Annotated in this window: 26 protein-coding genes; 15 read left to right on the forward strand and 11 right to left on the reverse strand. The window is 41.9% G+C overall.

Annotated elements, in window-relative coordinates; genetic code table 11:
• The first annotated feature begins 140 nt into the window (after nt 1–140).
• The gene (locus E0E36_RS12575) at nt 141–413 is read left to right on the forward strand and encodes a YtxH domain-containing protein (protein ID WP_130856251.1); all 273 of its coding nucleotides are present in this window, start codon (nt 141–143) and stop codon (nt 411–413) included.
• 86 nt (nt 414–499) lie between these two features.
• Nucleotides 500–1,102, forward strand: a complete 603-nt coding sequence (locus E0E36_RS12580; protein WP_130856252.1) for a chemotaxis protein CheB — start codon at nt 500–502, stop codon at nt 1,100–1,102.
• 18 nt (nt 1,103–1,120) lie between these two features.
• On the opposite strand, the gene E0E36_RS12585 is transcribed toward E0E36_RS12580, so the two are convergent.
• Nucleotides 1,121–2,197, reverse strand: coding sequence for a sensor histidine kinase (locus tag E0E36_RS12585; protein WP_242627198.1), 1,077 nt, complete (start codon nt 2,195–2,197; stop codon nt 1,121–1,123).
• Between the two features lie 121 nt (nt 2,198–2,318).
• On the opposite strand from E0E36_RS12585, the gene E0E36_RS12590 reads away from it, so the two are divergent.
• The gene (locus E0E36_RS12590) at nt 2,319–3,047 is read left to right on the forward strand and encodes a LytR/AlgR family response regulator transcription factor (RefSeq protein WP_130856253.1); all 729 of its coding nucleotides are present in this window, start codon (nt 2,319–2,321) and stop codon (nt 3,045–3,047) included.
• Here the strand turns inward: E0E36_RS12590 and E0E36_RS12595 are convergent.
• Nucleotides 3,040–3,558, reverse strand: a complete 519-nt coding sequence (locus E0E36_RS12595; RefSeq protein ID WP_130856254.1) for a lipocalin-like domain-containing protein — start codon at nt 3,556–3,558, stop codon at nt 3,040–3,042. The two genes, E0E36_RS12590 and E0E36_RS12595, sit on opposite strands and share 8 nt — an antisense overlap.
• Before the next feature lie 290 nt (nt 3,559–3,848).
• Here E0E36_RS12595 and E0E36_RS12600 point away from each other — a divergent pair, with 290 nt between their 5' ends.
• The 3 genes from E0E36_RS12600 (at nt 3,849) to E0E36_RS12610 (ending at nt 6,988) form a co-directional block, all read left to right on the forward strand.
• Nucleotides 3,849–5,882 (forward strand): PAS domain S-box protein, encoded by a 2,034-nt coding sequence (locus E0E36_RS12600; protein WP_130856255.1) that lies wholly within the window; start codon nt 3,849–3,851, stop codon nt 5,880–5,882.
• 60 nt (nt 5,883–5,942) lie between these two features.
• On the forward strand, nt 5,943–6,524 hold the full coding sequence (locus tag E0E36_RS12605) for a DUF4142 domain-containing protein (protein WP_130856256.1): 582 nt from the start codon (nt 5,943–5,945) through the stop codon (nt 6,522–6,524).
• A 77-nt stretch (nt 6,525–6,601) separates the two neighbouring features.
• Nucleotides 6,602–6,988, forward strand: a complete 387-nt coding sequence (locus tag E0E36_RS12610) for a DUF2784 domain-containing protein (RefSeq protein WP_130856257.1) — start codon at nt 6,602–6,604, stop codon at nt 6,986–6,988.
• A 140-nt stretch (nt 6,989–7,128) separates the two neighbouring features.
• On the opposite strand, the gene E0E36_RS12615 is transcribed toward E0E36_RS12610, so the two are convergent.
• From E0E36_RS12615 to E0E36_RS12625, 3 genes are all read right to left on the reverse strand, one after another.
• On the reverse strand, nt 7,129–7,959 hold the full coding sequence (locus E0E36_RS12615; RefSeq protein WP_130856258.1) for a ferritin-like domain-containing protein: 831 nt from the start codon (nt 7,957–7,959) through the stop codon (nt 7,129–7,131).
• A gap of 10 nt (nt 7,960–7,969) precedes the next feature.
• Nucleotides 7,970–8,686 (reverse strand): ferritin-like domain-containing protein, encoded by a 717-nt coding sequence (locus E0E36_RS12620; RefSeq protein ID WP_130856259.1) that lies wholly within the window; start codon nt 8,684–8,686, stop codon nt 7,970–7,972.
• Nucleotides 8,687–9,025: 339 nt separating this feature from the next.
• A complete protein-coding gene (locus E0E36_RS12625; RefSeq protein WP_242627199.1) occupies nt 9,026–11,125 on the reverse strand; it encodes a CehA/McbA family metallohydrolase domain-containing protein in 2,100 nt (699 codons plus the stop codon).
• Nucleotides 11,126–11,372: 247 nt separating this feature from the next.
• Between E0E36_RS12625 and E0E36_RS12630 the strand changes: the two genes are divergently transcribed.
• The 4 genes from E0E36_RS12630 to nudK all read left to right on the forward strand — a co-directional run bounded on the left by E0E36_RS12630 (nt 11,373) and on the right by nudK (nt 13,487).
• Nucleotides 11,373–11,663, forward strand: coding sequence for an HU family DNA-binding protein (locus tag E0E36_RS12630; protein ID WP_041387273.1), 291 nt, complete (start codon nt 11,373–11,375; stop codon nt 11,661–11,663).
• 251 nt (nt 11,664–11,914) lie between these two features.
• On the forward strand, nt 11,915–12,505 hold the full coding sequence (locus tag E0E36_RS12635) for a Crp/Fnr family transcriptional regulator (protein ID WP_130856260.1): 591 nt from the start codon (nt 11,915–11,917) through the stop codon (nt 12,503–12,505).
• A gap of 57 nt (nt 12,506–12,562) precedes the next feature.
• A complete protein-coding gene (locus E0E36_RS12640) occupies nt 12,563–12,919 on the forward strand; it encodes a DUF4406 domain-containing protein (RefSeq protein WP_130856261.1) in 357 nt (118 codons plus the stop codon).
• Nucleotides 12,909–13,487: a GDP-mannose pyrophosphatase NudK gene (gene nudK, locus E0E36_RS12645; protein ID WP_130856262.1), complete on the forward strand. Its 579-nt coding sequence runs from the start codon at nt 12,909–12,911 to the stop codon at nt 13,485–13,487. The genes E0E36_RS12640 and nudK overlap by 11 nt, the downstream gene beginning before the upstream one ends.
• On the opposite strand, the gene E0E36_RS12650 is transcribed toward nudK, so the two are convergent.
• Nucleotides 13,482–13,913, reverse strand: a complete 432-nt coding sequence (locus tag E0E36_RS12650) for a VOC family protein (RefSeq protein ID WP_242627201.1) — start codon at nt 13,911–13,913, stop codon at nt 13,482–13,484. The genes nudK and E0E36_RS12650 overlap by 6 nt on opposite strands.
• A 285-nt stretch (nt 13,914–14,198) precedes the next feature.
• Between E0E36_RS12650 and E0E36_RS12655 the strand changes: the two genes are divergently transcribed.
• Entirely contained in the window at nt 14,199–14,555 is a 357-nt protein-coding gene (locus E0E36_RS12655) for a response regulator transcription factor (RefSeq protein WP_130856263.1), read from the forward strand.
• A 19-nt stretch (nt 14,556–14,574) separates the two neighbouring features.
• Here the strand turns inward: E0E36_RS12655 and E0E36_RS12660 are convergent, their stop codons facing one another.
• Complete coding sequence (locus tag E0E36_RS12660; RefSeq protein ID WP_130856264.1) at nt 14,575–15,048, reverse strand: hypothetical protein; 474 nt, start codon at nt 15,046–15,048, stop codon at nt 14,575–14,577.
• Nucleotides 15,049–15,126: 78 nt separating this feature from the next.
• The gene (locus E0E36_RS12665) at nt 15,127–15,480 is read right to left on the reverse strand and encodes a response regulator transcription factor (RefSeq protein WP_130856265.1); all 354 of its coding nucleotides are present in this window, start codon (nt 15,478–15,480) and stop codon (nt 15,127–15,129) included.
• Between the two features lie 313 nt (nt 15,481–15,793).
• Here E0E36_RS12665 and E0E36_RS12670 point away from each other — a divergent pair, with 313 nt between their 5' ends.
• Nucleotides 15,794–16,333: an RNA polymerase sigma factor gene (locus tag E0E36_RS12670; protein ID WP_130856266.1), complete on the forward strand. Its 540-nt coding sequence runs from the start codon at nt 15,794–15,796 to the stop codon at nt 16,331–16,333.
• A gap of 1 nt (nt 16,334) precedes the next feature.
• Complete coding sequence (locus E0E36_RS12675; protein WP_130856267.1) at nt 16,335–17,168, forward strand: anti-sigma factor; 834 nt, start codon at nt 16,335–16,337, stop codon at nt 17,166–17,168.
• Nucleotides 17,169–17,225: 57 nt separating this feature from the next.
• Here E0E36_RS12675 and E0E36_RS12680 read toward each other — a convergent pair whose 3' ends face one another.
• The 3 genes from E0E36_RS12680 to E0E36_RS12690 form a co-directional block, all read right to left on the reverse strand.
• Nucleotides 17,226–17,678 carry an OmpA family protein gene (locus E0E36_RS12680; RefSeq protein ID WP_130856268.1) on the reverse strand — a complete coding sequence of 151 codons (453 nt, stop codon included), beginning with the start codon at nt 17,676–17,678 and terminating at the stop codon, nt 17,226–17,228.
• A complete protein-coding gene (locus tag E0E36_RS12685; protein ID WP_130856269.1) occupies nt 17,659–19,263 on the reverse strand; it encodes a hypothetical protein in 1,605 nt (534 codons plus the stop codon). The genes E0E36_RS12680 and E0E36_RS12685 overlap by 20 nt, the downstream gene beginning before the upstream one ends.
• Before the next feature lie 130 nt (nt 19,264–19,393).
• Nucleotides 19,394–20,368 carry a YihY/virulence factor BrkB family protein gene (locus tag E0E36_RS12690; protein ID WP_130856270.1) on the reverse strand — a complete coding sequence of 325 codons (975 nt, stop codon included), beginning with the start codon at nt 20,366–20,368 and terminating at the stop codon, nt 19,394–19,396.
• 872 nt (nt 20,369–21,240) lie between these two features.
• On the opposite strand from E0E36_RS12690, the gene E0E36_RS12695 reads away from it, so the two are divergent.
• Together E0E36_RS12695 and E0E36_RS12700 are read left to right on the forward strand one after the other, a co-directional pair.
• A complete protein-coding gene (locus E0E36_RS12695; protein WP_130856271.1) occupies nt 21,241–23,568 on the forward strand; it encodes a TonB-dependent receptor in 2,328 nt (775 codons plus the stop codon).
• An 18-nt stretch (nt 23,569–23,586) separates the two neighbouring features.
• The gene (locus tag E0E36_RS12700; RefSeq protein ID WP_130856272.1) at nt 23,587–24,180 is read left to right on the forward strand and encodes a MotA/TolQ/ExbB proton channel family protein; all 594 of its coding nucleotides are present in this window, start codon (nt 23,587–23,589) and stop codon (nt 24,178–24,180) included.

Raw genomic sequence — 24,180 nt, forward strand, 5'->3', positions numbered from 1 at the left:
TTTTTCTTGCATGCTTGTAAATTCTTATATTGTCTTCTAAAGACGATATGCGAGTTGTTGAGGTAATAACCAAACTTTTGCTTCTGAATATTGTCTTATAAAAAACATCGCAAGTTTAATGAGCTGATAATACAAGAAATATGAACGACGTTGGAAGAGTAATTACATTTTTAGCAGGTTTGGGAGCTGGAATAGCTATTGGGATATTATTTGCACCCGATAAAGGTGAATATACAAGAGAAAAATCAGCTAATTCAATGAAAAACCTGGCGCAAGGTTTTCGAAAGCAGGCGGTAGATCAAATTGAACATTTCAACCATATGAAAAGCGAGTTGACAGAAGCCATTAAGTCTAAGTTAAAAAAGGAACCTTGGGAAATAGAAGGGCAAACGGACGAGCACGCTTGGATATAAGTCCTTTGTACTTAGCGATTACTAACATCGTGTTCCGATAGCCCGCTTTTCCATAGAAGCTATAAACACGAGAGTTCTATGCTGTTATGAAGACAGAAGCAAATGATTTCTTTCTTGTAGGAATAGGCGGATCGAGTGGAGGGATACAGGCCATGCAGACCTTTTTTGAATCAATGCCCTTTCTTCCTAATATTGCCTTTGTTGCTATCACTCATTTATCGCGTGGGTATGTCAGTAATTTGAGTGCTATTTTAGCACGTTATACGCCTTATCGAGTTATCGCAGTGAAGGACGATGTGCAGCTCGCATCGGGAAATATATATGTTATTACCGAAGATAGTTATTTGGAATGTGCTGACGGAAAGCTGTTGAAAAGGCCGCGGCCAAAGGAATCAGACATTAACAGGGCCGTTGACATCTTTCTTCTTTCTCTTGCCGAAACGTTTCGAGAACGCGCCATTGCTATTATTTTATCAGGTGGGGGCAATGACGGCTTGAAAGGGGCCGTTGCCGTTGAAAAACGAGGCGGTCTGGTCATGAGTCAGAGTCCCATTTCTTCGCAATTCCCTCAAATGCCATTGGCTGTGATCAGGGATAATAATCCCTCTGCTGTTTTAGAGCCGGCAGCACTGGCTGAGGCGGTTGTTCAACGTGTTCATGAGAAATCTACTAACAGAATCAGAAAATAACTGAAGCGGAGTAAATCTTTATTGGTTAGTCGGGATTGGAATGCAAAATTCAAAGCATAATCCTTGCGAAATGTTACGAGAAACAGCTAGCTCTTCGCCATAATGTCGCTCCAGTCTTTTGGCTGTGTTTGAAATACCAACACCCTTACGCTGAAAGAGTTCTTCGAGGGATCCGGGGTATGCACTGCCGGTATTATTTACCTTAATCCAAACCTTTTTGCTCTTTACTATACACGAGATCTCTATCTCTCCTCCCTCCAATGCCGGTTCAATGCCATGTTTTACAGCATTCTCAACCAGCGGCTGCAACAACATTGGAGGGATCTGTACTTGAGGAACGTTGGGGGCTATGTTTATCCGGTACTGAAGACGTTTGCCAAATCGCACTTTTTCGAGCGAAAGGTACTTTTCCATAAAACTAAGCTCGTTTGCAAGTGGCACAAATGCTTCTTTCGTTGATAGCAGTGCATACCTAAAAGTGTCGGCTAAGCGAGCTATCAATACCCTGGTTTTTTCCTGTTCCGGAGGCAGTGAAGCGCTTATACTGCTTAATGTGTTGAATAGGAAATGAGGTTGTATCTGCGCTTTCAAGGCGTTAATCTCGCCGCGATAGGCAAGTTCTCGTAATTCCTTTTCAAGACGGACTTGCATTTCCCGCTCGCGGAAAAAATGATACATGTGGAGGATGCTGAATACTTGGATATAAAAAAGTAAATTCGGACCTAAATTCTGCAATATCTGCTGATTGGTCATAGGTAGCTTTCCATCCAACGGATTATAGAGCTGATATAACAACATCCAGATACTATAATACAAAACCGCACTAAATAGGTGAAGGAAAAATCTTTTTTTTAACGACCAATGAGCTAGCCTTCGGAAATGTAGCCACCATACAGGTAAACAGGCTATAGCCATAAACAGACAGTCGACTAATAATTCCTTGATATAGCGAGCTGTCACACTGGTATTTATGAGACTTGGGGTTGCATAAAGGATGCTCATTATAAGGAAACATGAAACAAAAAGCAGGATTTCCTGACGTGTTGCATTGGATATGGATGGATTACGTTGCATTTCGCTTGTAATAAAAATCATTGTACAATTTAAGAATAAATCGGAAATATGATTTGTCGGTCACATTTGTTATTAAACAGACGATGCTACCGCTTGTAGAAAATTATGCTAAATTTGATGTTAACATAATACATTAGGTTTTATGTCCAAACAATCTGTTTTGATCGTCGATGACGAAGAGCATGCGAGGCTGCTCATTAAGCAATACCTAAAAGAACATGCCGGATTTTCGCTAGCGGGCGAATGCCATAATGGTATCGAAGCGGTAAAATATATTAATATGTTGGAACCAGAACTGGTTTTCCTGGACATCCAAATGCCTGGATTAAATGGCTTTGAAGTTCTGCAACGGGTGGAACATGTGCCGAAGGTTATTTTTACAACGGCGTTTGATCAATATGCTATCCAAGCCTTTGAGATAAATGCTATCGACTATTTATTAAAACCCTATACCAAAGATCGGTTCAACGACGCCATAACCAGAATCGGACCGATACCTAAGCTCCTCCCAAATCTTGTCTCGCATTTTTCATCGCGTAACGGAAAATATCCCGACCATGTGATGGTAGAAAGTAGAAGGCGCTTTGTGAATCTCCGAGTCGTAGATATTGTTTACATGAAGGCTGATCGCGACTATACCGAGATATATACTACTGCTAACACTTACATAAGTTCCGTTGGCATAGGCGCCATTCTTCAACACTTTGATCCTGCTCTGTTTCTTCGTATACATCGGTCGGTAATTATCAACTTGGCTCATGTGCGTGAGCTGTATAAAGATATTCATAGAACCTTTATCGTATTGGATAATGGGGTGGAATTGAGCGTGGGAAGGAATTACCTTCCCAATGTCAAAAGTCTGATTATTTGATTTTATACGTAGCGGTTAGAAGATGGCGTCCGTCACTGCCATCTAAATAATGGTGAAGTACCAGGGTGTTCGCATTCGTTGCGGCCACAACATAAACCCGTGCCTTTTGTTGATCATCGGTCATCGTCAGTTCTTTCGTGGAAGGCATATATTTCCAGGTGCCGTTTTCTTTTTCGACCTCCTCCTCTTCGTCACATTTGTCACTTCCAAGATGTCGGTATATTTTATTGTCGTTACGGAATATAATGGCATCGTCTTTATCACAGGGATCAAGCTTTGCCAAAATATCCGTCTCGATTTCGCCATCTATATCCCAATCGATCCCCGGCTCGGCTTTAAAATCAGTGAGCACCCAATATTTATCAGTAAAAGAACCGTCTAGGGTATGGGTGTCATTGTTGTCAAAATGATTCTTACTAAGGCCGGATTGGCAAGAGGACTCCGTATAGAGTACGGCGATGATCATAGCGATAGCAATGATCCAGGCAATGTTTTTCGTCTTTTTATCCATATTGAAAAATGTTAACAGTCAAAAATAGTTTCGGTGATTCGTTCTTCCTTTTATTTTCTACGAAATGCACAAATAGCGGACGAAACGCCTAGGTGAGACTATTAAATTTCGTTGTGCCGGAAACATTTATGGCTAAATCCGAAGCCTCATGAAGGCGTCCGTCAATTTCGTCTTTAAGTTTATTTAGTTGAGGACAAAAGAACATTAGCTTGCTTGAATTGTTGTATAAGAACATTTAGCTACGAGTTAATTTTGAGGGCTCTACCTGAAAATTACCGGCTATACTTATTATGGAAGATAAAGAGAAAACGGAGCATGGCACATACGGCAAATCTGAAGACCGAAGTAGGCAGGGGCACTCATCTGTGCGTCGTGGCAACGCTACATCAAGTAGCTTATCAACCCAAAGGCGGTTCAAATTATCGGACGAAACCTACTATAATCTTTTTAATTCCATAGATGAGGGCTTTTGCATAATTGAAGTGATTTTTGATCGCCAAGAGCGTCCGGTCGACTATCGATTCATAGAAGTTAATGAACCATTCGAGCAACTGACAGGAATTGTCGATGCTGAAGGGCGACGAATGCGAGATATCGCTCCATTGCATGAAAACCTGTGGTTTGAAGTCTATGGTCGCATCGCATTGACCGGCAAACCGGAGCGCTTCCAAATGGTCGCAAGTCAATTGGATCGCATTTACGACGTATACGCCTTTCGAGTGGGAGAACCGGCAGACAATCAGGTGGCCATCCTTTTTAAAGATATCACCGCTCAAAGGCGTGAAGATTTGGATTTGGCCGAGCTTGCCGGTATGGGAGAGCAACTTTCCCGTGCCGATAGTGCGGAGGTAGCCCTTGCAATCTTTTGTGAAAGATTGGGGAATTACTTAAACCTCGGCTTTTGTGCATTTGCAGAAATTGACCAGTCAGAGCAACAGGCAACCGTTGTACATGAGTGGCATAGAAAGGGCTTTCATTCGATAAAAGGTGTGTATGCTATTGCAGACTATATTTCGCCTGGTTGGGAACAGGCCATGCGAGCAGGCAAAAACTTTATTGTAGAAGATTTAAAAGGCTCAGCCCATCCCGGCTTTGAACGATATGCCATGCGCGGTATTGCCTCTTTCATCAGCATTCCGCTGATCCGTAACGGCCGGTGGCTGTGTATGGTTAATCTGTACGATAGTAAACCCCGTAAATGGCTAGATACTGAAATTAAACTGGGCAACGAATTGGCAAATCGCTTTTGGAATCGATATGAAAGACTACGGGCAGAGGAGGCGCTGCGAAAATCGGAAGAGAGTTATCGGGCAATCGTTAATCAAAGCATCGTAGGAATCCTTCGGCTGAATTTTCGAGGCGAAGTTGTTTTTACAAATGATCAGTTTTGCAAAATGCTGGGTTATAGTCCTTCAGAAATGATGAAATTAACGGTGCTTGATTTGATGTATCCTGAAGATTTGGAACGCAATAATCTTCTCTTCAGTAGAATGGTAGCAGAGGGTACTCCTTATGAGATTGAGAAAAGACTAATTTGTAAAAATGGATCCTTGATTTGGGTCAATAATCACGTATCACCAATTTTTAATTCGGATGGGAAGCCGGAGTCTGCGGTGGTAGTGTCAGTCGATGTTACCAGACAAAAAGCAGTCGAGAAAATGAAAGACGATTTTATAGGTGTGGCTAGCCATGAATTAAAGACACCGCTTACTAGTATAAAGGCTTATACTCAGTTATTAAAAAAAAGTACGACAGACGATACACCTGCTTCTTTTATCAATAAACTAAGCAAGCAGGTAGATCGGTTAACAAACCTTGTGTACCTGTTGCTTGATACTTCTAATATTTCCGGCGGGCACTTGATGCTGCAACTAGGCGATATAGACTTGAATGAATTGATCGATGACTGTATTCAAGATTTACAGCCCATCAGTATCGATCACAAACTGATTTTTCATAAAGAGAAGATTCCGCACCTGATCGCAGATAAAAATCGGATCAATCAAGTGCTGACTAATTTAATTTCAAATGCGGTTAAGTATTCTCCTGAAGGTAAGGCAGTACATATAAAAGCGATAGATGTAGGCTACGGCGTCAAAGTAAGTGTACAAGATTACGGAGTTGGTATTGCGGCTGAAGACCAGTCAAAAATATTTAATCGTTTTTTTCGGGTAACTAATAAGGGAAACGACAATATATCAGGCATTGGACTCGGTCTATATATTGTCTCCGAAATTATTAAAAAACATAATGGCATACTAGGCGTAGAAAGCGTTCCGGGACAGGGTGCAACTTTTTTCTTTGAAATCCCGTATCAAAACTAGTAAAAAATCCAGAACATTTTCCCTGTACACACTGTTCTAGTGTAAACAAATAGCTATCTTATGAAAAATAGGTTAATTTTATGGGCGGCCGGTATTATACTGGCCCTTAGTAGTTGCGGTAATGCTTCCAACAAGGATGCAAAAGAAACCGCCGACAGTATTAACGAATCCATGGCAGACACGTCGACAATGTCCACCGATACGACTGCCGCGCAAACAGAGGATGCGAAATTTGCTACCGAAGCGGCAAGCGGTGGTCTTGCTGAGGTAGAATTGGGGAAACTAGCCGAGCAGAAAGCGTCGGACGCAAAAGTTAAGGAGTTTGGGGCTATGATGGTGAAAGATCATTCAAAAGCCAATGAAGAGTTAAAGGCGCTCGCTGCAAAGAAGAACATTGCGCTTCCCGCAGCGCCTGCAGAGGAGAAGCAAAAGAAGATGCAGGAAATCTCCGCAAAGACAGGTGCCGATTTCGATAAAGCTTATGTGGAAGAAATGTTGGCGGATCACAAAAAAGATGTGACACTTTTTGAAGAAGCTTCCAACAGGGTGCAGGATCCGGAGATGAAGCAGTTTATTGATAAAACACTCCCCGTGCTGCGCACGCACTTAGATCATATCCAAAAAATTGCAGAGAAAAAATAGTGTGATAAAGTCCCCCATAAAGCGTCTGACTTTTTGGGGGCTTTGCAGTTCAAGGGCACTTCAACGCCTTCCTGCTTATGCAAAGTAATCTGTTCCATCTACTTGATCTGCTTTTTACAATCATCCACATCTTAATAATAGTTTTTAATCTCTTCGGTTGGATATGGGAAGTAACGCGGAAACTTCACTTTTATATGGTGTGTTTAACGGCATGCTCATGGTTGGTGTTAGGGTTCTGGTTCGGATTTGGCTATTGTCCCATAACAGATTGGCAATGGCAGGTGAAGGATAAGTTGGGCGAACGTAACTTGCCCAATTCATTTATTAAGTATGTGTGCGACAAACTTTTCGATCGCAGTACAAATGCTGAATTCATAGATATAACAACAGGCGTATGTTTTGGCCTAGTCGCAATTTTGTCCGTCTATTTCAATTTTTTCCACAGGAGACCGTTGAATAAATAAGCAGTTCCAACCTTCGGGCGCTAATGAACGATCATGACTTTTTCGATATTGAAATTATGAAAAAGCACTGAAGTAAAAGAAAGAAGAAGTGCCCTTTTGGACACTTCCCCCTCTACACATAACATCCCCTTTGTTTAAGGTTAATTCACAATAAAAAGCCCGGCAATTTGAAGCACCGCTTCTTTTGAAAGAGCTTCGTCAAAAGCTTCCGTTGCAGCGTTTATACTGATTTTTCCTCCCACACCATTCAATGTCGTAATATCGGCACCTGCCTGTACTTTATTGTCTTCGCCCGCATAAATCGGATCCACCGCACCAACGCCTGTGTCGTTAGCCCCGGTGATCCATGGCTTGAGATTTGCTGCAGCACCCCCTCTCGCTCTGCGCATTTGTCTGATATGCGATGCATGCCTGGCCTCCACCGAATGTATATTTAAAGCGTAACGAAGAATATCATCGTTTTCCATTAAATTACCTGCTTGACCCTTATAAGCCCTTACACCCGTATCCTCGAAGGCGTTGGCAACAGCGAGAAATGTATCATAATTTGTAAACACATCGGAAAACGCACCACCGGCAGTAAAATCGAATGTCGGTTTTGACACTGCGGCTGACCCTAACGCGCTTTTAAGAAATGCTACATGCTGGTCTTCATGGTCTTTGATAACCGTTATAGCACCTCTGGCCGTTGCATTAGGGATTAATCCGCCGGCAGCAAGGCCCTTCGTGTAAAATTCGGCTTCTAAATACTCAAGGGTTAAGGCAAAATTTAGAACGTCTACTATTTTCTGTGGAATTGTTTGTCCATATGCTTTTTTAAACATGGTACTCACTGCCAGCGGTATACCCGCCAATGCTACCTTTGCACTGAAAGTGCTGAGGGCTCTGATCGCGGCCCGACGTGGATTCAATCGCTCGTGGATTTCAGCATCCACATTTTCAATTTGCTTAATTATTTCAAAAAGATTCATAATAGTCAAGTTAATAAGTGGGTAAATCTCTTGCGTTTATTTTTGTTTTAATAAAAGGGGCGGCAGCTGTTAATACCTTTGTCGGGCTTAACGATTTTTCAAGCCCATTCATATCCACTACATCGCTACCTGCAAAACTTCCGTTTTGAATTAGATCACGAATTAAGGCAGCGTGCCTTGCCTCCACCGAGACGATTTTGCCTGCCAATAGTAAATATTCTCCTTTCTCAATCAATTGTCCTGCTCCATTGTAAGCCGATACACCCAGGTCTTCGAACACTTTCGCTGTGGCCAGTACACTATCCCTACTGCCAAAGTTAATGGATGAAAAATCAACTTCTAAATCCTGAATAGCGTTCGCTTGCAAAGCCGCTTTGAAAAACTCGCGATGCGCAATTTCATGGTCGCGGATGTCGGTCAGTAAATTTTTTTCCAGCTCCGAAATACCACTATAAGGTGTTTCCGCAACCTTCGTATAAAAAGCTGCCTCTAATTGTTCTAATGCATAAGCATAGTTTAAAATGGCAATATCTCCTTTTCCCAAATACACACCTTCATCCATTCCCGGGAAGTCATCATCGTCTTTGTTACAGCCTGTAACGGCTATTGCTGTAACGGCCATACTGGCGCTGGCATATTTCAAAAAGGAACGTCTTTTTAATGACGAAGTAGTTAAGTTCTCTGTACTATACAAAGTTTCTTTTTCCTTTAAATAATAATCATTCATAGATAATTTATTTAGCGTTTGCAATTGTTTAAAGAGACTTACGATAATAAGGGGAACTTGGATTTACGTACCGCATTTTTTTCTTTAGTGTGATGAGTAAAAAAAGAAAGTTTCAAAATGGAAAGAGGGGATGATGCCAACTGCATTGCCAATGGGCAAGCAATACCGGTCAGGGGCAATCGACGATGGAGAGCTGTTAAGTAAAGATGTCTACACAGGTAATAATCTCCCGTTCTTTAGAAAATGCGTTCTGCTCATCGGACAGAAAGGCTTACGGCGAGTGAGTTTTAACTATAAATTTATAGGGAGCGCCCGATGAAACTGCCGTCATTTACCGGATTACTCCGCTATGTAAAACGACTGGCTAAAGGCTCCATTAGCGGCAACATCCCAAGCTTCAAGGCGTACCCATGCGCGTTTCTCAAGCTTGGTCTTAAACCGGAGCACCTGCGAACCAAAGGCTTCTGTTTTAGTTAAGTCGATCCTTTCCCGGTATACCTGCTGTCCATCGCCGGAGATAACTTCTACAAAATTCATGGGAAAAGTCCAATTTAGTGCCAGTTCAATGGTGGCCATTCCTGAATTATCGAGCGTTATAGTTTCACCCGAATGTTTACCGTTGATGGTTAAGCGTGGCATCAATACCTCGCCGGTTGTAGTGAAAAATCGGCCCTTTTGCATACTGTTGAGTATGGGATCCCAACTATCGGTAAACTTAGGTAGCGAGTCGAGCATCAAATAATTCACATTCATGTGAGCATACATCTCGTTTGCGGGCGTTATCGTAAAAAGATCGGCTTCAGCAATAACGGTTTTTTTTAAGCCCCAGTTATTCATATCATCCATTAAATCAAGCACGCGTTTGCCTAATCTTGGCGAAGATAAATCGGCGGGCATAGGCTTCCAGGCGGCACCCATAAAGCGATCCGATTTAAAAAAGTCCTCATTTTTATAAAGATCGGGTGTGTTTACCGAACCTTTAGTGCGTGCATGAGCGGTCCATGCAAGGCCCTGCTCTTGCTCGAGAAGCTTCAACATGTCTTTCTTGTCTCCAATATGGTATATTTTCCCATAGGAAGGGTGGTTTTCTGAATAGGCCGCTCCGTTTTCACGAGACATAATCCAATAAACCGGTTTGGGGAAGAGAGCAAGCCAGTGGCCTCCAAAGAACTCATTGGGCTCTTCGCCGGGGAGCAGAAGAAAGCGATCATCTGATAAGCGTTTACATTGTTCAAAAAGAGCATGCAGCTCTTTTAACCGTTGTTCATCAGGTCCTTTAGGGTGCGCGGTATAGTGAAACTCTGCTAAGTGCACCATGTCAACTCCCATTCGTTTAAACACGGTGACAAAGTCAGGGACTTCCGGAATGGGTTTGTTTGCCAGTACAACATTCATGATGAATTCATTATGAAAATGGCTGGACATGGTTTTATATCCGGGAAGTTTTACATAGGCATCATTGTGCGTGAATTTTTTTATGGCAGCGAAGGCATTGTCTTCATCTTCCGTACTCAACATGCAAAAAAAGTTCAGGCGCTGTTTGGTCCCCGGAGGAGCATTGAACCAGGGAACAAATCGCTTATCTCCCTGTAGGTCTTGTCGGATTCCGATGCCATATCCATCAACCATTTTCCGATAGTTGTTTCCATACCAGGTAAATTTCAAGTTGAAGGCCTCATCCAATGGATAAAAGTATTGATGTGGAGCAGGAAACAGCGTCAAAATACCCTCTTTTCCCTTTGCGGCAATGCTGCGATATTTAACCGCCACGTTTTTGGAAGTATCCGTAGCAATCATATCCGTAGTTTGCAGGCTATCCGCTGTGTTAATCCAGGATATACTTTTCCATTCCGGCTCACGACTTACCAAACCGGCGTCATAAACAATGGCAGAAGAATCTGCATTTGTAGACATGACAGCGGCAACATTAAAAAGCGGGCTGCCATTATAAAAAGTAATCTCAAGGTCGCCGCTAAAGCGATCGGCCTTAAGCGAAGAGATTTTTACTACGGTGCGACTACCGATGGTTTCCACCGTCGCGTCGGATTTTTCTAGTTTTACTTCATGCGTGTTATAAGGCTTTTGGGGAACTTTATCAAAAAAGATATTCCAGCCATTCTGCGAGACTAAATCCCGTTTACCGATAGTCAGAAGAAAAGATGGATCCAGATTCGATGAGATAAGTTTGCTCACTTTGCCTTTCGTCAGCAAAATACGACTGAACAAGGGTTTCCCTGCTTGCATATTAAGTTCAACCTGGCCATAGCGGTTATCCCCGGCAGGCCATTTTATTTCCAATATATCATTGCGGTAGTTTAAATCCGCGCCGGCTTTTTTGTCGAATTTTTGGCGGCTTACGGTTGGTGTTTGAGCCAACAACGTGTTTGTATAATAGACTAAGAGGAGGCTAATAATTAGGCAGCTGCGCATGTGAATCATTTATAATGGGTTTATACAAAAAAAGGAAAATCGATTTTATCCACAAAGGCAATGCGTTTCAAAATTTCGATAATGCGTATCAACAACCTGCATAATATTGAAAATATCATAGATAATTCAACAAAAGACGCTCGCTAGCTAATATATCTTTTGGAGACAGTAGATAAAAAAGTTATATTTATGGCATATAAAACCAATGGGTATTAGGTCTATTGGTTTGCCGATTTGTAAACTTAACTCTATTACAATGAACAAAGCTGATCTTATCACAAAGATTGCCGCAGATGCGGGCATTACAAAAGTTCAGGCAGAAAAAGCGCTGAGCAGTATCACTAATTCGGTTACTACAACCTTGAAAAAAGGCGAGAGCGTGTCGTTGATAGGCTTCGGAACCTTTACAGTGGGCCAGCGTGCCGCCCGTAGTGGACGTAACCCCAACACTGGAGCCGTCATTAAAATAAAGGCTACCAAGGTCCCTAAATTTAGACCCGGTAAGTCACTTCGCGAAGCCGTAGCCTCAGCAAAAACAAAAAAATAGGACCCTGCGGACTTATTTCATGTGGTCCGATTCCATTAGATCGGACCACATAATCACCGATACGCTTACCATTCCGTCATTACCTGAATCATACTTCCGAAGAAATTACCATCAGATACCATCAATACGAAATCGATATCATCCCTGAAGCACTGTTACAAAGATCGTTTGGAACCTTACTAATTTTAGGTCTTCTTGAGAACAATGAAAAATAATTTAGATATTGTGCTTTCATTTTAAGAGACGCGCCCATGGCCTACGATGTAGTCTTGAAAAACATAAACAAACACATTTCACTGGATACGGATGAAATTTCCTACTTTACCTCGCTCCTGAAAGAAAAGAAAGTTTCCAAAAGAGCCATGATCTTAAAAGACGGGCAGGTATGTAAAGAGATCAGCTTCGTTAAATCGGGTGCTTTGCGAGCATACTACAGAGATAAAACTGGGAAAGAATCAACCATTATGTTTGCTATCACAGATTGGTGGGTTACCGATATGTTTTGTTTCGTAAATGAACAGCCCGCCATGCTCAATATTGAAGCAATAGAAGATAGCGTTGTGCTGCAATTGTTAAAAGCCGATCTGGATAAATTGTACATCAAAATTCCAAAGTTCGAAAGGTTTTTCAGAATAATAATGCAGAATGCATACATCAGAGAACAGCTTCGCGTTATTCAAAACCTCTCGCTCCCGGCTAATGAACGATATAATCTTTTCTTAAGCAAGTATCCCGAGATAGTAAAACAGGTTAAACAAAAGCAGATTGCTTCCTACCTAGGTATCACACCGGAATTTTTGAGTATGCTGCGAAGAAATAAAAGAACAAAAAGGATTTCTTAAACTACATTATTTTTTTTCTTACGTCCGTTCAGTTTTTTTGTAACAAAATAAAAAACTATGTTCATACTTATTGCAGGTCCTTACCGAAGCGGAACTAACGATGATGTAAACTTAATGCGGCAAAATTTAAATAAACTTGAATCGGTCGCTTTACCACTCTTTAGAAAAGGCCATGTCCCTATCATTGGCGAATGGGTCGCACTCCCTCTTATCCATCTTGCAGGCTCTACAAAACCGGGCGACGAAGCATGGGAGGAGGTGCAATATCCGGTGGCTCATCGCCTACTTGAAAAATGTGATGCCGTACTTCGGATAGAAGGGGCATCCAAAGGCGCAGATGAAGATGTGCGAATTGCAAAAGAAAGAGGATTAAAGATCTACTATCATATCGAAGATGTTCCCGATGCAGAGTAATGTGAAAATCCTAAAGACAGAAATCTTGTCTGATAATTGGTATATTTTGAAGAAAATTACCTACGAGTACCTAAAAGGCGACGGGAAAAAACAGGTTCAGACAAGAGAAGCTTACGATAGAGGAAATGGTGCCACCATTTTACTCTATAATAAAGAGCAAAAAACGATCATTCTAACTCGGCAGTTTCGATTACCAACCTTTATAAACGGCAACGAAACCGGCATGTTAATTGAAGCCTGTGCAGGTTTATTGGATAAGGATAATGCAATAGATTGTATACGCCGAGAAACGGAAGAGGAAACGGGCTATAAGGTTACAAATATCACCAAAGTATTGGAGGCTTACATGTCGCCGGGCTCCGTAACGGAGATGCTATATTTTTTTATAGCAGAATACACGAATGAAATGAAAATCACAGCTGGAGGTGGCTTGGAATACGAAGGAGAAAACATTGAAGTATTGGAACTCTTTTTTGACGATGCCCTCCGTATGATGGAAACCGGCGAAATTAAGGACGGCAAAACGATTATATTACTGCAATATCTTCGCCTTAAAAACCTTTTATAATAAAAAGTGATACATTGAGAAAACGAATGATACGCAGATTTTCGAACAAACTCGCTTAAATAGGATTATTCTGACCACACCGCTAGCTCGTAACCATCGGGGTCCGTGATGAAAGCGCTTACCCCCTGGAAAGTTAAAGATATCCTTCACAAGAACACCTCCGGCACTTATCACCTTACGCTTGCTTGTTTCAATATCTTCCGAATAAAGAACGATTAAAATACTTCCGTTAATTGGCTCGCCGGAAGTAAAGCCGCCATCAACATAGTCGCCTTCGAAAGCGGTGTATCCCGGTCCGTAATCCGTAAATTTCCAACGGAAACTATCTGTGTAAAATTTTTTGGCTCGATTAATATCAGTTGAGAGAAACTCGATATACTGTACCTGCTCATGCTTTAATTTTTTTTGCGATTGTATCTTAGTCATAACGTCATCTTTAGTATACAAATGTATCCCTTAAATGACAAGATTAATAATTTTTTGAAATGAGTGCTATTATACGCTAAATGCCGCTAATAGTCAAAACTGAATAATATTCGATTTCTTGATAAATTTTATCTATAGTTTGATTCTGAAAAAAAGCACCATATATTATTGTCGCGCTAAAAAGGATGCATATATTTGGGATTCAAAATAGGCTTATGGCAATGCGGTCGCCTATTGCAGATGTACGATTGAGTTGCTAATAGATCTAAAACAGAATTGGCATATATGGGAACCAAAATTATGGTGCTGGAAGATGATCCTGATATCCGTCGGGTTATCGCTTTGATCTTACTTAGAGAGCGCTTCGAAGTACAGAGCTACGCCAGTGCCACCGCATTTTTAAATGAGATATCGGACATGGATGCCGACCTTTTTCTACTCGACGTCAAGTTACCCGATGGTAACGGAATGGATATATGTAATCAGTTAAAACAGGATAGTCGGACTCGCCATATTCCCGTTATCATGATGTCTGCGCATTATAATTTAGCGAAGGCCGGTGAATTTATCGCTGACGATTTTATATGCAAGCCATTCAATATTACGGATTTCGTGGACACCATTCGGAAGCATATAGCGTGATTTTGGCTTGTCATTGGTCTCATATATTGGAATCAATAATTTCTTTTCCTTTTTGGTATAAATTTTTAAAAAAAATGAAAGGCAGGTTATTCAGTGCCAAGTAATCTTTAAGCTCTTGAGCGGACATTCTCAGTTCTGCCGCCAAGAAGGAAATAACCGGAATACCCAATGCACTTAATTGCTCAATGGTTTCCAGTGTGAAAAAACCTAGGCTTTCCGATTCACGATAGAGCTGTTCAAGCCGTTCCATTCGTCGGGCTACTAACCGCTCCTGTGTGCTAATCTCCTCTTGCCTTTCTTGCAGTATATTTCCGGTAAATAGATGTAGTTGCTTTACATGATGTAACATGATGTTTGCTTCCAAGGTAAGGACATCGTTACCTTTTTTCTCCGATAATCGTATCCGGTATCTTACTTTCCCTTTCGATACTTCCTTCTCTTCCAGTTCAAGGTAAGTAAAGCCGACCTTAAACTTAATCGCTTTATCGGGCATACTGATCTCTATGGCCGTGAGAAAATAGCATTATATTTACCGGCACTCGCTGTAGATTTGGCTGCATAATGATCCTGGTTAACGTATAAGGTGCTTTATTCGACTCACCAGATCGTCGATTTCAAACGGCTTTCTAATAAAATCGGCGGGTATACAATCGCTATTAAGAATGCGATCGGTATGAGCGGACATCATAACAATAGGGATACCTGCCGTCTCTTGTCGAGATCGAAGGTCGCAACATATTTCTAATCCGTTACCGTCGGGCAAACGGATATCCAGCAAGAATAAACTGGCGTCGCTGTGTTCCTCCGCCCAAAAACTCTTAGCCTTATTATAACTCTTCACTTCCATCCCTTCTTTTCGCAAAATATATTCTATTATTTCTCTAATATCTGTATCGTCCTCAAGGATCACAACTGTCTTTTTCATAATACTTGTAACTTTTCCGATAGCTACCAAAAATCTAGCTCCACCATATTTTATATATACGAAATGAGGTAAATTTTGGTTGACCACAAGATCCCTGTATTAAAAAAGTTACGAAACTCATCCATCAGCGACTATGGCGATGCTAATCTTAATGGGCGTAATGCACAAATACAGCACAATATGAAGTTTATAAATCCTATCTACGAATTTTACCGTATATCGTTTCGAGACGACGACCAAAACAATTGCATAGAGGAACATGTTGTAAAGTGAAAAAGTTAACTATATTTACTAGATTTTTATCTGATTATCTTTGTCAACAAAATCCGTCTATACAGAAGAAGAGTTGGTAGCCCTCCTAAAGCGCAGGGATCAGCAAGCGTACAGTTACCTGTATGATAGCTATGCTGCCGCTTTTTACGGGGTTATTCAGCGTATAGTAGGGGAGGGCGAAGAGGTAACCGATATATTGCAGGAGGGCTTTGTAAAAGTATGGAAGAATATTGAACAGTATGATGTAGGCAAAGGAAAGTTGTTTACCTGGATGCTCAACATCATGCGTCATGTAGCCATTGATTATTTGCGATCGGGGATGAGAAAGAAAGAACAGCATACCGACAGCTTGGAACCCGGCACGCATGTAAGAGGAAATGAAACGCATACGAAGGTCGATCACTTGGGCCTGAGCAATGTGTTGGATAAATTGAAGGATGAGCACAGAATTATTATCGAATTGGCGTATTACCAAGGATATACACAAGAAGAAATAGCAAAAGAATTGGACATACCGTTGGGAACGGTAAAGTCAAGAGCAAGGTTAGCACTGGCACAATTACGACAAATATTGAATTAAATTGGATATAAAGGCATACATATCGTCAGGAATTATTGAGATGTACGCGCTCGGTATTGCCAGCGAAGCAGAAGCTCGTGAGCTGGAGAACCTATGTATACAATATCCGGAAATAAAGCAAGCTTTGTTGGAAGCTCAGGAAGGAATGGAACGCTTCGCTCAAGCCAATGCTTCCACCCCGCCTGCAGAGAGTAAGAACCGCATATTACAAACCTTGCAGCAAGAAGGTTTATTAAGCGATCGAGATACCCAATCGGACTCAATTGCATCGTCAACATCGGAGATTATACCCATCCACGATAGCAGGCAACGCCGAAGCTCTACAGCCGTCTTTGTCGCTGCAGCAGCAATCATATTATTGATATTGGGAGCTATCTACCATCTTTATACCGTTAATAAACTCAAAACGGAAATCCTACTAATGGCCACCCAACAGCGATCTTTAAACGCTGAGCTCACGCAATATCGAGATCGGGCAGATACACTCCGGCAACAGCTTGCAATTGTGGCTAAACCGGGCATACGGAAACTGGATCTACAGGGGGTGCCGGGCCATGAAGGAAGAGCGGCTGCTATCTATTGGAACACGACTACAAAAGAAGTTTATTTGGCGCCTAATCAATTAGCGGTACTACCGAAAGGAAAACAATATCAGTTATGGGCCATTATTGACGGAAAACCGGTAAGTGCAGGTGTTTTCAATCAAGGAAGTTTAGAGGCGGTGCAGCAGATGAAAACGGTGCAGCGAGCTGAAATGTTTGCCATTACCATCGAAAAGGAGGGCGGGGCTGAAATACCTAGCTTAGATCAAATGGTGGTTGCCGGTAAAATCTGACGTAAAGCATAAAAAAAGCAGGCCACTTAAACGTGACCTGCTCTTTCTCAAAAAGATTCAATCAACTATTTCGATCTCTACCCGACGATTTTTTTTCCGGCCCTCCGAGGTGGCGTTGGAAGCAATGGGTTTGGTATCGCCGAACTCGGTGGAGGCAATTTTAGAAGCGCTTACCCCCTTGTTTACTAAATAATTTTTAACCTGGTCTGCACGCGATTTAGATAATTTCCAGTTGTAAACATATTCACCTATAGCATCGGCATGTCCGCTGAGTTTAATGGCGTAACCATTTTCTTTTGCTACTGCTACCAGTTCGTCCAGTTCGGCTTCAAAATCTCTTGAAATAGTCGCTTTGTCAAAACCGAATTCAATGTTGTTAAAAGATTCCTTGGCTTTAACAGATTTCGTTATCTCCTTTTTTATCAGATTACCATTTGCAAACGAATAGGTTGAGATGGTGGCCGCTGAAAATAGGGCGGCCAAACCTAAATTAATGGCTGTTTTTTTCATGCTTTCTTTGATTTAATTGTTTATATATAGTGGATTTATCGAGTATATTGATTGTCTTTTTATCCTGACCGGCACCTTGCCTAGCTATTTTTTCGGCGGATCGCCTATTACAGGCGTTATACTTAAAAATATTTAGATACATATCGCTGCATGATAAGTACAATGGAAAATATACCGGATCAATGGGGGGCGGCTGTAGGATCAATACATAGTAATGATCATTTTTGAGCACCTGTAGAAGAAACTTGAAACGTTCGCTGAGTAGACTGCGCTGTAGGAACCAATATGAATCATCGGAGACTAAAAGTGAATTTTCCTGTTTCGCCTTTAAGGATGGGGGACTGAAAAAAATGTGGTCAAGTGGCAAAGCCCTATCACGATGTACTATTTCTTCGATGTGTACAGAAGGATCCAGCACATAATCTTGTAAGAATTTTCGATCTTTATAGACTTCGAGTTCATCTCCCATGGGCGCAAGGTGTATAAGTACCACACGCACGCCAGTCTTCAGTAGCGGCTCGATTAAATTTTCTTGTAATTCTTTCGGGTAGCTCGAATACGTCAGGGCAGTAATATTGACGATGGTTCCGGCAGACAAGGAGTTGTTTTTTATTAGATTGAGGAGATTCCTTTTGGAATCGATGTCCGTCCAGACGTGAAAATGGGCCTGGTCGTTGCTCGTTAAATCCGCAGTTCTCAATACGAATGGAAAGCGATATTTTTTGTAATAAATAATGAGAAGACTTATTAGTAACGAGAGCAAAAATGAAATAACAGCGAACCGGAAAGGTGATCGGGAAAGATTTCGATTCGTTAATGGTTTTAAAGGTTTAGCTTCTGTTAGCTCAATGGATGTGACAAGCTGTTTTGGTAGTTGGTCAAAAGACGACTGATATCGGTGTAGCATGAGTTCGTATCGTTTGGCCGCTTCATCCCGAGATTTTAATAAGCTATTTAACCGATTTATCAAAGAGGATGATAAGGGGTAGTTATGCCCGGGAGGACTTAGTCTTAGCATGGAATCTAATGATGTCAGAATCGCTAACCGAACTTGTATAAGCGTTTGGCTTAAGGATACTCCGCTTTCCGAATCTGCTGCTTGGGTTTTCGCTCTTTCGGTGTGCAATTGGTTGTAAGAAATAATCAAACTGTCTAAAGAACGGTTGTCTGTCGGAAAAGTTGGGATTTGATTAAATTGGGATATAGGAATTTCAGTGTAATTTTTAATCGTTTGCAGTTTGCTTCGCCATAACTTGCTAAACTTTTTCGTTTGTGTGTGCTTTACTAACAATTTGGTCGCTTCTATACTGTCCAGCAAAGCAACTATTTTGCTATCGAATTGATGAATCACCGCGTTTTCCTTCGCCAAATCATTTTCGAGCCTTTTTAGGATAGTTAAGCCGGTCAGCTCGTTCTCTTCCATGGGTAGTTTTTGCTGATCAATTTTTGCCAATACGGATAGAACAAGAACGATCAGAAAAATGCAAGCAGCCAACGGCAGCCAGCCCTTGTTGGGCGAGCAACATTCGGCAACACTTTCTTTTAAAATGACCAGGCTGCGCCGGTATTTTCCTACAAATAACATTAAGGGTATATACGGCTGCGCTTAATGCAAGGATTTTATGTCGGATTGATTGTATAAAAGAATAACGCCAATTGTTAAAAAGTGAGAACTTTCATGAAATGCAACCGATTTTCGCTGTAACACTCGTGTGCTACAATCCTTTCAGAACCTGCTTTGCTTTCTCATCACTCTCTTGTACGGATGCCTTTCCGGTTTCTATTTCAACTTCCTTCGTGGTAACGGCGTAGGTGTTCGGTCTGATTTCGGAACCATATGCTATCACATAAGCTTTGGTGAATTCTGCACCGAAATAAAGGATCATAGCCGAATAATACGTCCATAGCAGTAAAATTACAAGAGAACGAGCAGAACCAAAGGCGTCTCCTGCTCCGCTCCGGCCAATGTAGAACGAGATGGCAAATTTCCCCAAAATAAACAGGATTGCAGTAACAAAAGCGCCTGTAAGTACATCTTTCCATCGTATACGGGCATCCGGAAGCACCTTGAAAATCACCGCAAAGATAAACCAGATAACAGCAAGCGTTATGACCTGGTTTAATATATAAAAGAATACAATAGAAACATTCTCATATCGAACGCTCAGTCGATCACTGAAGCTGTCCAAAAAGGTCGTTATAAGCAGAGATACCAATAAAATGAAGCTTAAGCTTATAATCACCGAAAAGGACAGGAATCTGTTCTGAAGCATTTTTAACCATCCTTTTTTCGGTTTGGGTTTGATGCCCCAAATGTGATTAATGGAGTCCTGAATATCGGCAAAAACCGTGGTGGCCCCTATCAATAATGTTACGGCACCTATAACAATGGCCGTGGTACTGCTGCCATTGATGTTCGCGTTCTTTATCACTTCCTGTATCTGCAAGGCCGTATTCTTGTCAAGAAAAGTACTCAACTGGCCGTATATTTGATTCTCGGCCGCTTCCCTCCCTAAAAAGAAGCCGCACAAGGCGATAACGAGTACCAATAAGGGCGCCATCGAAAATACGGTATAATAGGCTAAGGAACCACTCATTTTCGTAACATTATGCTCCATAAACCCGTTGATTGAAGCCTTCAATATCTGAAATGCCCTGGGCATTAACTTCTTTTTTTCCCTTTTTTCCATAAGATGTTAGAAAATGTTGTCCTTTAATTTCAACAATTGAAGATGCCAATGGTTGAGATGAAATTGAACTACTTGTCCCAGGGATCAGACAGACACAGAGGCCCGTCAGGCTATAAAAAGTAGTTGATAAAATTACCTTGTTTCCTGTAGAAAAATTGGTACAGGTTATTACACTGCCAATACACTAAATCATACATGTTTCTAAATTAAAATGCAATATAGTTGCATATTTGTAGGAATGGGTTTATCTTTGATATGTGTTTGTTTTAAAGAATATCACGCATAAGAAAATTATTGCCCATATATTGCTGGCATTAGTGCTGATTGTTCATGTGGCAAAAGTTTTTCATGAACATGCAGGCTGTTTGGCGAGCAGCGACAAACACGGTATCAAAATTTACCAACATCAGGAGGAGTGTAAGATCTGTACCTTTCACTTGCTGGGGAGCGGCGAGTTCTGTGAATTGCTTTTCACCTTTCTTGTACCTCCAGTAGCGGATGCATTCAATATATTGCCAGTAGATCTTCGCTATTTTAGATGTTGTGACGCCCTTTACCTACGCGGCCCCCCTAGCCGTTATTAAGCAATTTTTCATACATATTGATTAAACCATTCATCTAGGCATCGTTTTGACACCTTTGATTTACATAAAATCAAATTAATAGAAGCCGGAGAAATAGCTGGCATACTTTCAATCGTCGGTCGCCGAGGTTTGGTAGGCCGAGGTGCGAATTATAATGGTTTGTAAGTGCTCGCTATGATCGATCGTTAAAGCAATTGCTTCCTATTCATGCCTTTAATTCGTTTTTAAATACACATAGTTGCATAATTATATCCGTCCGATATTTACGACACATTATAGCTGATTTTCATGAAGTATTCTGAATATTTTACAAACTGTTCCAAACGGTTTGCACAATTCTTATCCGTTGTTATTTTTTTTCTATTAGTTGTTTTTCATCTACCTGTATCTGCTCAAAATGCCAAACCTTCGGACCTGACCGGATTCGTGACCGATTCTACAAAAAAGCCAATCTCCAGTGTTACGGTCGAAATTCGCGGGAAAGGGACTGTAGCTTCTTCCAACAGCAAGGGCAACTTTTCTATCTCTTTGTCGCAGATCAAGTCCTTTACCTTACGGCATATCAACTATCAATCTGTGGAAGTTGATGTCGATTCCATTTCCGCATCCTCTTATCATTGGGTTCTTCAACCCAAAGTCAATATGTTGGACGTTATTTCGGTCACGGCCTCTGCCAAGCCAATTGAGCTTAGAAAAATTGCATCCAGTGTTTCTGTTTTACAAAAGGGAGCCCCGGAACTTCGACAGATCCAAACGATAGACGAGGCATTGGCCTATTTGCCAGGTGTTTCAGTCGACCGCTCTCGGGGTTTAACAACTACCGGAACACATACGAGCGTCATCATGCGTGGAACCGGATCGGCAAATAGAACCCTGATACTGAAAGATGGGGTGCCCATCAACGACGCCTATACGGGAGGAGTTTCCGAATGGAATAGCTTGGCAGGTAATAGCATTGAACGCATAGAAGTGGTAAGGGGACCGGGCTCTTCGATTTATGGTTCTAATTCCATGGGAGGTACCATCAATCTCGTTACGCAAAGCCCTTCGGATAAGCCTACCCTTGGTGCAGATTTTCGCTACGGTTCGATGAATACCTATCAGGCAAGTGTTAAGGCAGGCAAGCAGTTTTCCGATCGGTGGGGGGCAATAGTATTTGCAGAATACAAGAAAACGGATGGTTATGCCTATATGGCCGACAGCCTCTGGAAGAATTATTATGTAAAGCCGAGCATGAAACTGCTCAATGTGAATGCCAAAGTAGCTTATCATTTCCCCTCTGCAGGAACCCTTACGGCCATAGCGGATTACAATCTGCAACAGCCTTTATCGGGTACTACCACCATTTACGATGATCGTAGTGTCGGGGGAAACTATCAGTTGCGTTACACCAATCCAGCAGCTGTATACGCTCCGGATGTACTTGTCTACTATAATGTGCAGGATCGTGAGTCGAACGCCATTAAATGGAATCAGGAAAGCAATGCCTTTGATGAGCGTTATTACGATTCACGAGTGCCATTGGACACCTACGGACTGATCGCCAAGGTACATCGTACCTGGGGAGCAAATGTGGTTACGGTGGGAGCGGACATCCGATTTACCGAAGTAGTATCCCGTAAATATTACTACGAACAAGGTATTCAGGATTTTACCGGCAGACAGGATTTCGTTTCTTTCTTCGTTAATGACGATTTGGATATTACAGATCGCCTCCATGCTAACATAGGACTAAGGTATGACCATTGGGCTAACCGAAACGGGAAATTCTTTGACAATATGTCTGGCAATGATATAGCCATCGCTTACGATAACGCTAGTTCTGACATCGTCAATCCCAAAGTGGGAATCAGTTACGATCTGCTGCATAACCTGCGCCTAAGGGCGGTGTACGCTACCGGATTCCGCGCACCAAGTAGTTTCTATATGTACAATGCCGCCCCCTTGGGCTCGTCTTTCCGTTTGGGAAACCCACGCTTGAAGCCCGAGCGGATGCGGTATTCCTATGATATTGGTGTGGATTTTCAACTATCGGATAAACTGGAGCTTTCCGGTACATTGTATACTTCCCAATACAGTGATTTTCTTGCGGCAGTGCTGATTGATGCCAATGAAGTTCCGGCTTACCTAGATGTTAAGGGCCTGCCGGTACGGCAATATATCAACATTGGAAAAGTGAATCTATGGGGAGCGGAAAGCTTTGCCCGTTACCGCTTAACTTCAGACTTTTCGGTACAGGCTAGCTACTTCTATAATTCATCGGAGATAAAACGGTATGAAACCAATCCGGAATACGAAGGAAATGACATGAGTGATAACCCGTCCCACAATGTGAGCGGGGCATTCATATTTGATCGCGTCCAACTGTTTCATTTGAGCCTGTGGGGCAGACATACGGGAACTTATTATGGTGATCTGGAAAACACGCCGGAAAAAACCATGCCTGCTGTTACGGTTTTCGACATCAAGTTCGGTAAGGCGATCGGACCGTTGACACTCAACGTCAATGTGACCAACCTGTTTGATAAACGCTATTACGGAAGTTATACCTCTCCAACAAGTTATTACTATGCTCCGGGAAGGAGTGTCTTTGCCGGAATAACTTATCAATTGTAAAACAAAAAACTAAAAAAAATGACCGAATTTATTGATCGTTTTCTCTTTCAGCTCACAGAGCTTCTGCATGCCCCGGTTTTATTGGCACTTTTTGCCATGGTAGTCTGGACATTGATCAGTATTGGGGCCTTTTTTCGCACCTGGTTGATGCGCGTACGAAAACCCAGGGAAGCTGTTCATACATTTTTCGCTCAGCACGAAGGCGAAATAACAGCTTTACTAACCGATAGCCCCTATGCTGATATACAGTTGACCGAACTGGTTCGCTCTTGGGAAAAAAAGCAGAACAGCCGTTTGGATAACATTCGTTTTTTAATCAAAACGGGGCCATCCATCGGCTTGGTAGGTACGCTGATTCCTATGGGTCAGGCGCTGTCTTCCCTTTCCAGTGGCGACATGGCGGCCATGTCCGGTAACATGCTGACCGCCTTTACCTCTACCATTATCGGACTGGTCTGTGGAACGGTGGCCTACCTGATTAGCTTGAAATGGGAAAAATGGCTGCATGCAGATTTTCTTGCCTGCGAAGTAGAGGCGGAAACCCGTTTAAGGTTTGCCGGTTTAAAGCAAGCGGAAACCGATTCTACCCTCATTTACAATCAATCGCTTTAG

Source organism: Olivibacter jilunii, from assembly GCF_900607235.1.
Classification (GTDB): Bacteria; Bacteroidota; Bacteroidia; order Sphingobacteriales; family Sphingobacteriaceae; genus Olivibacter; species Olivibacter oleidegradans.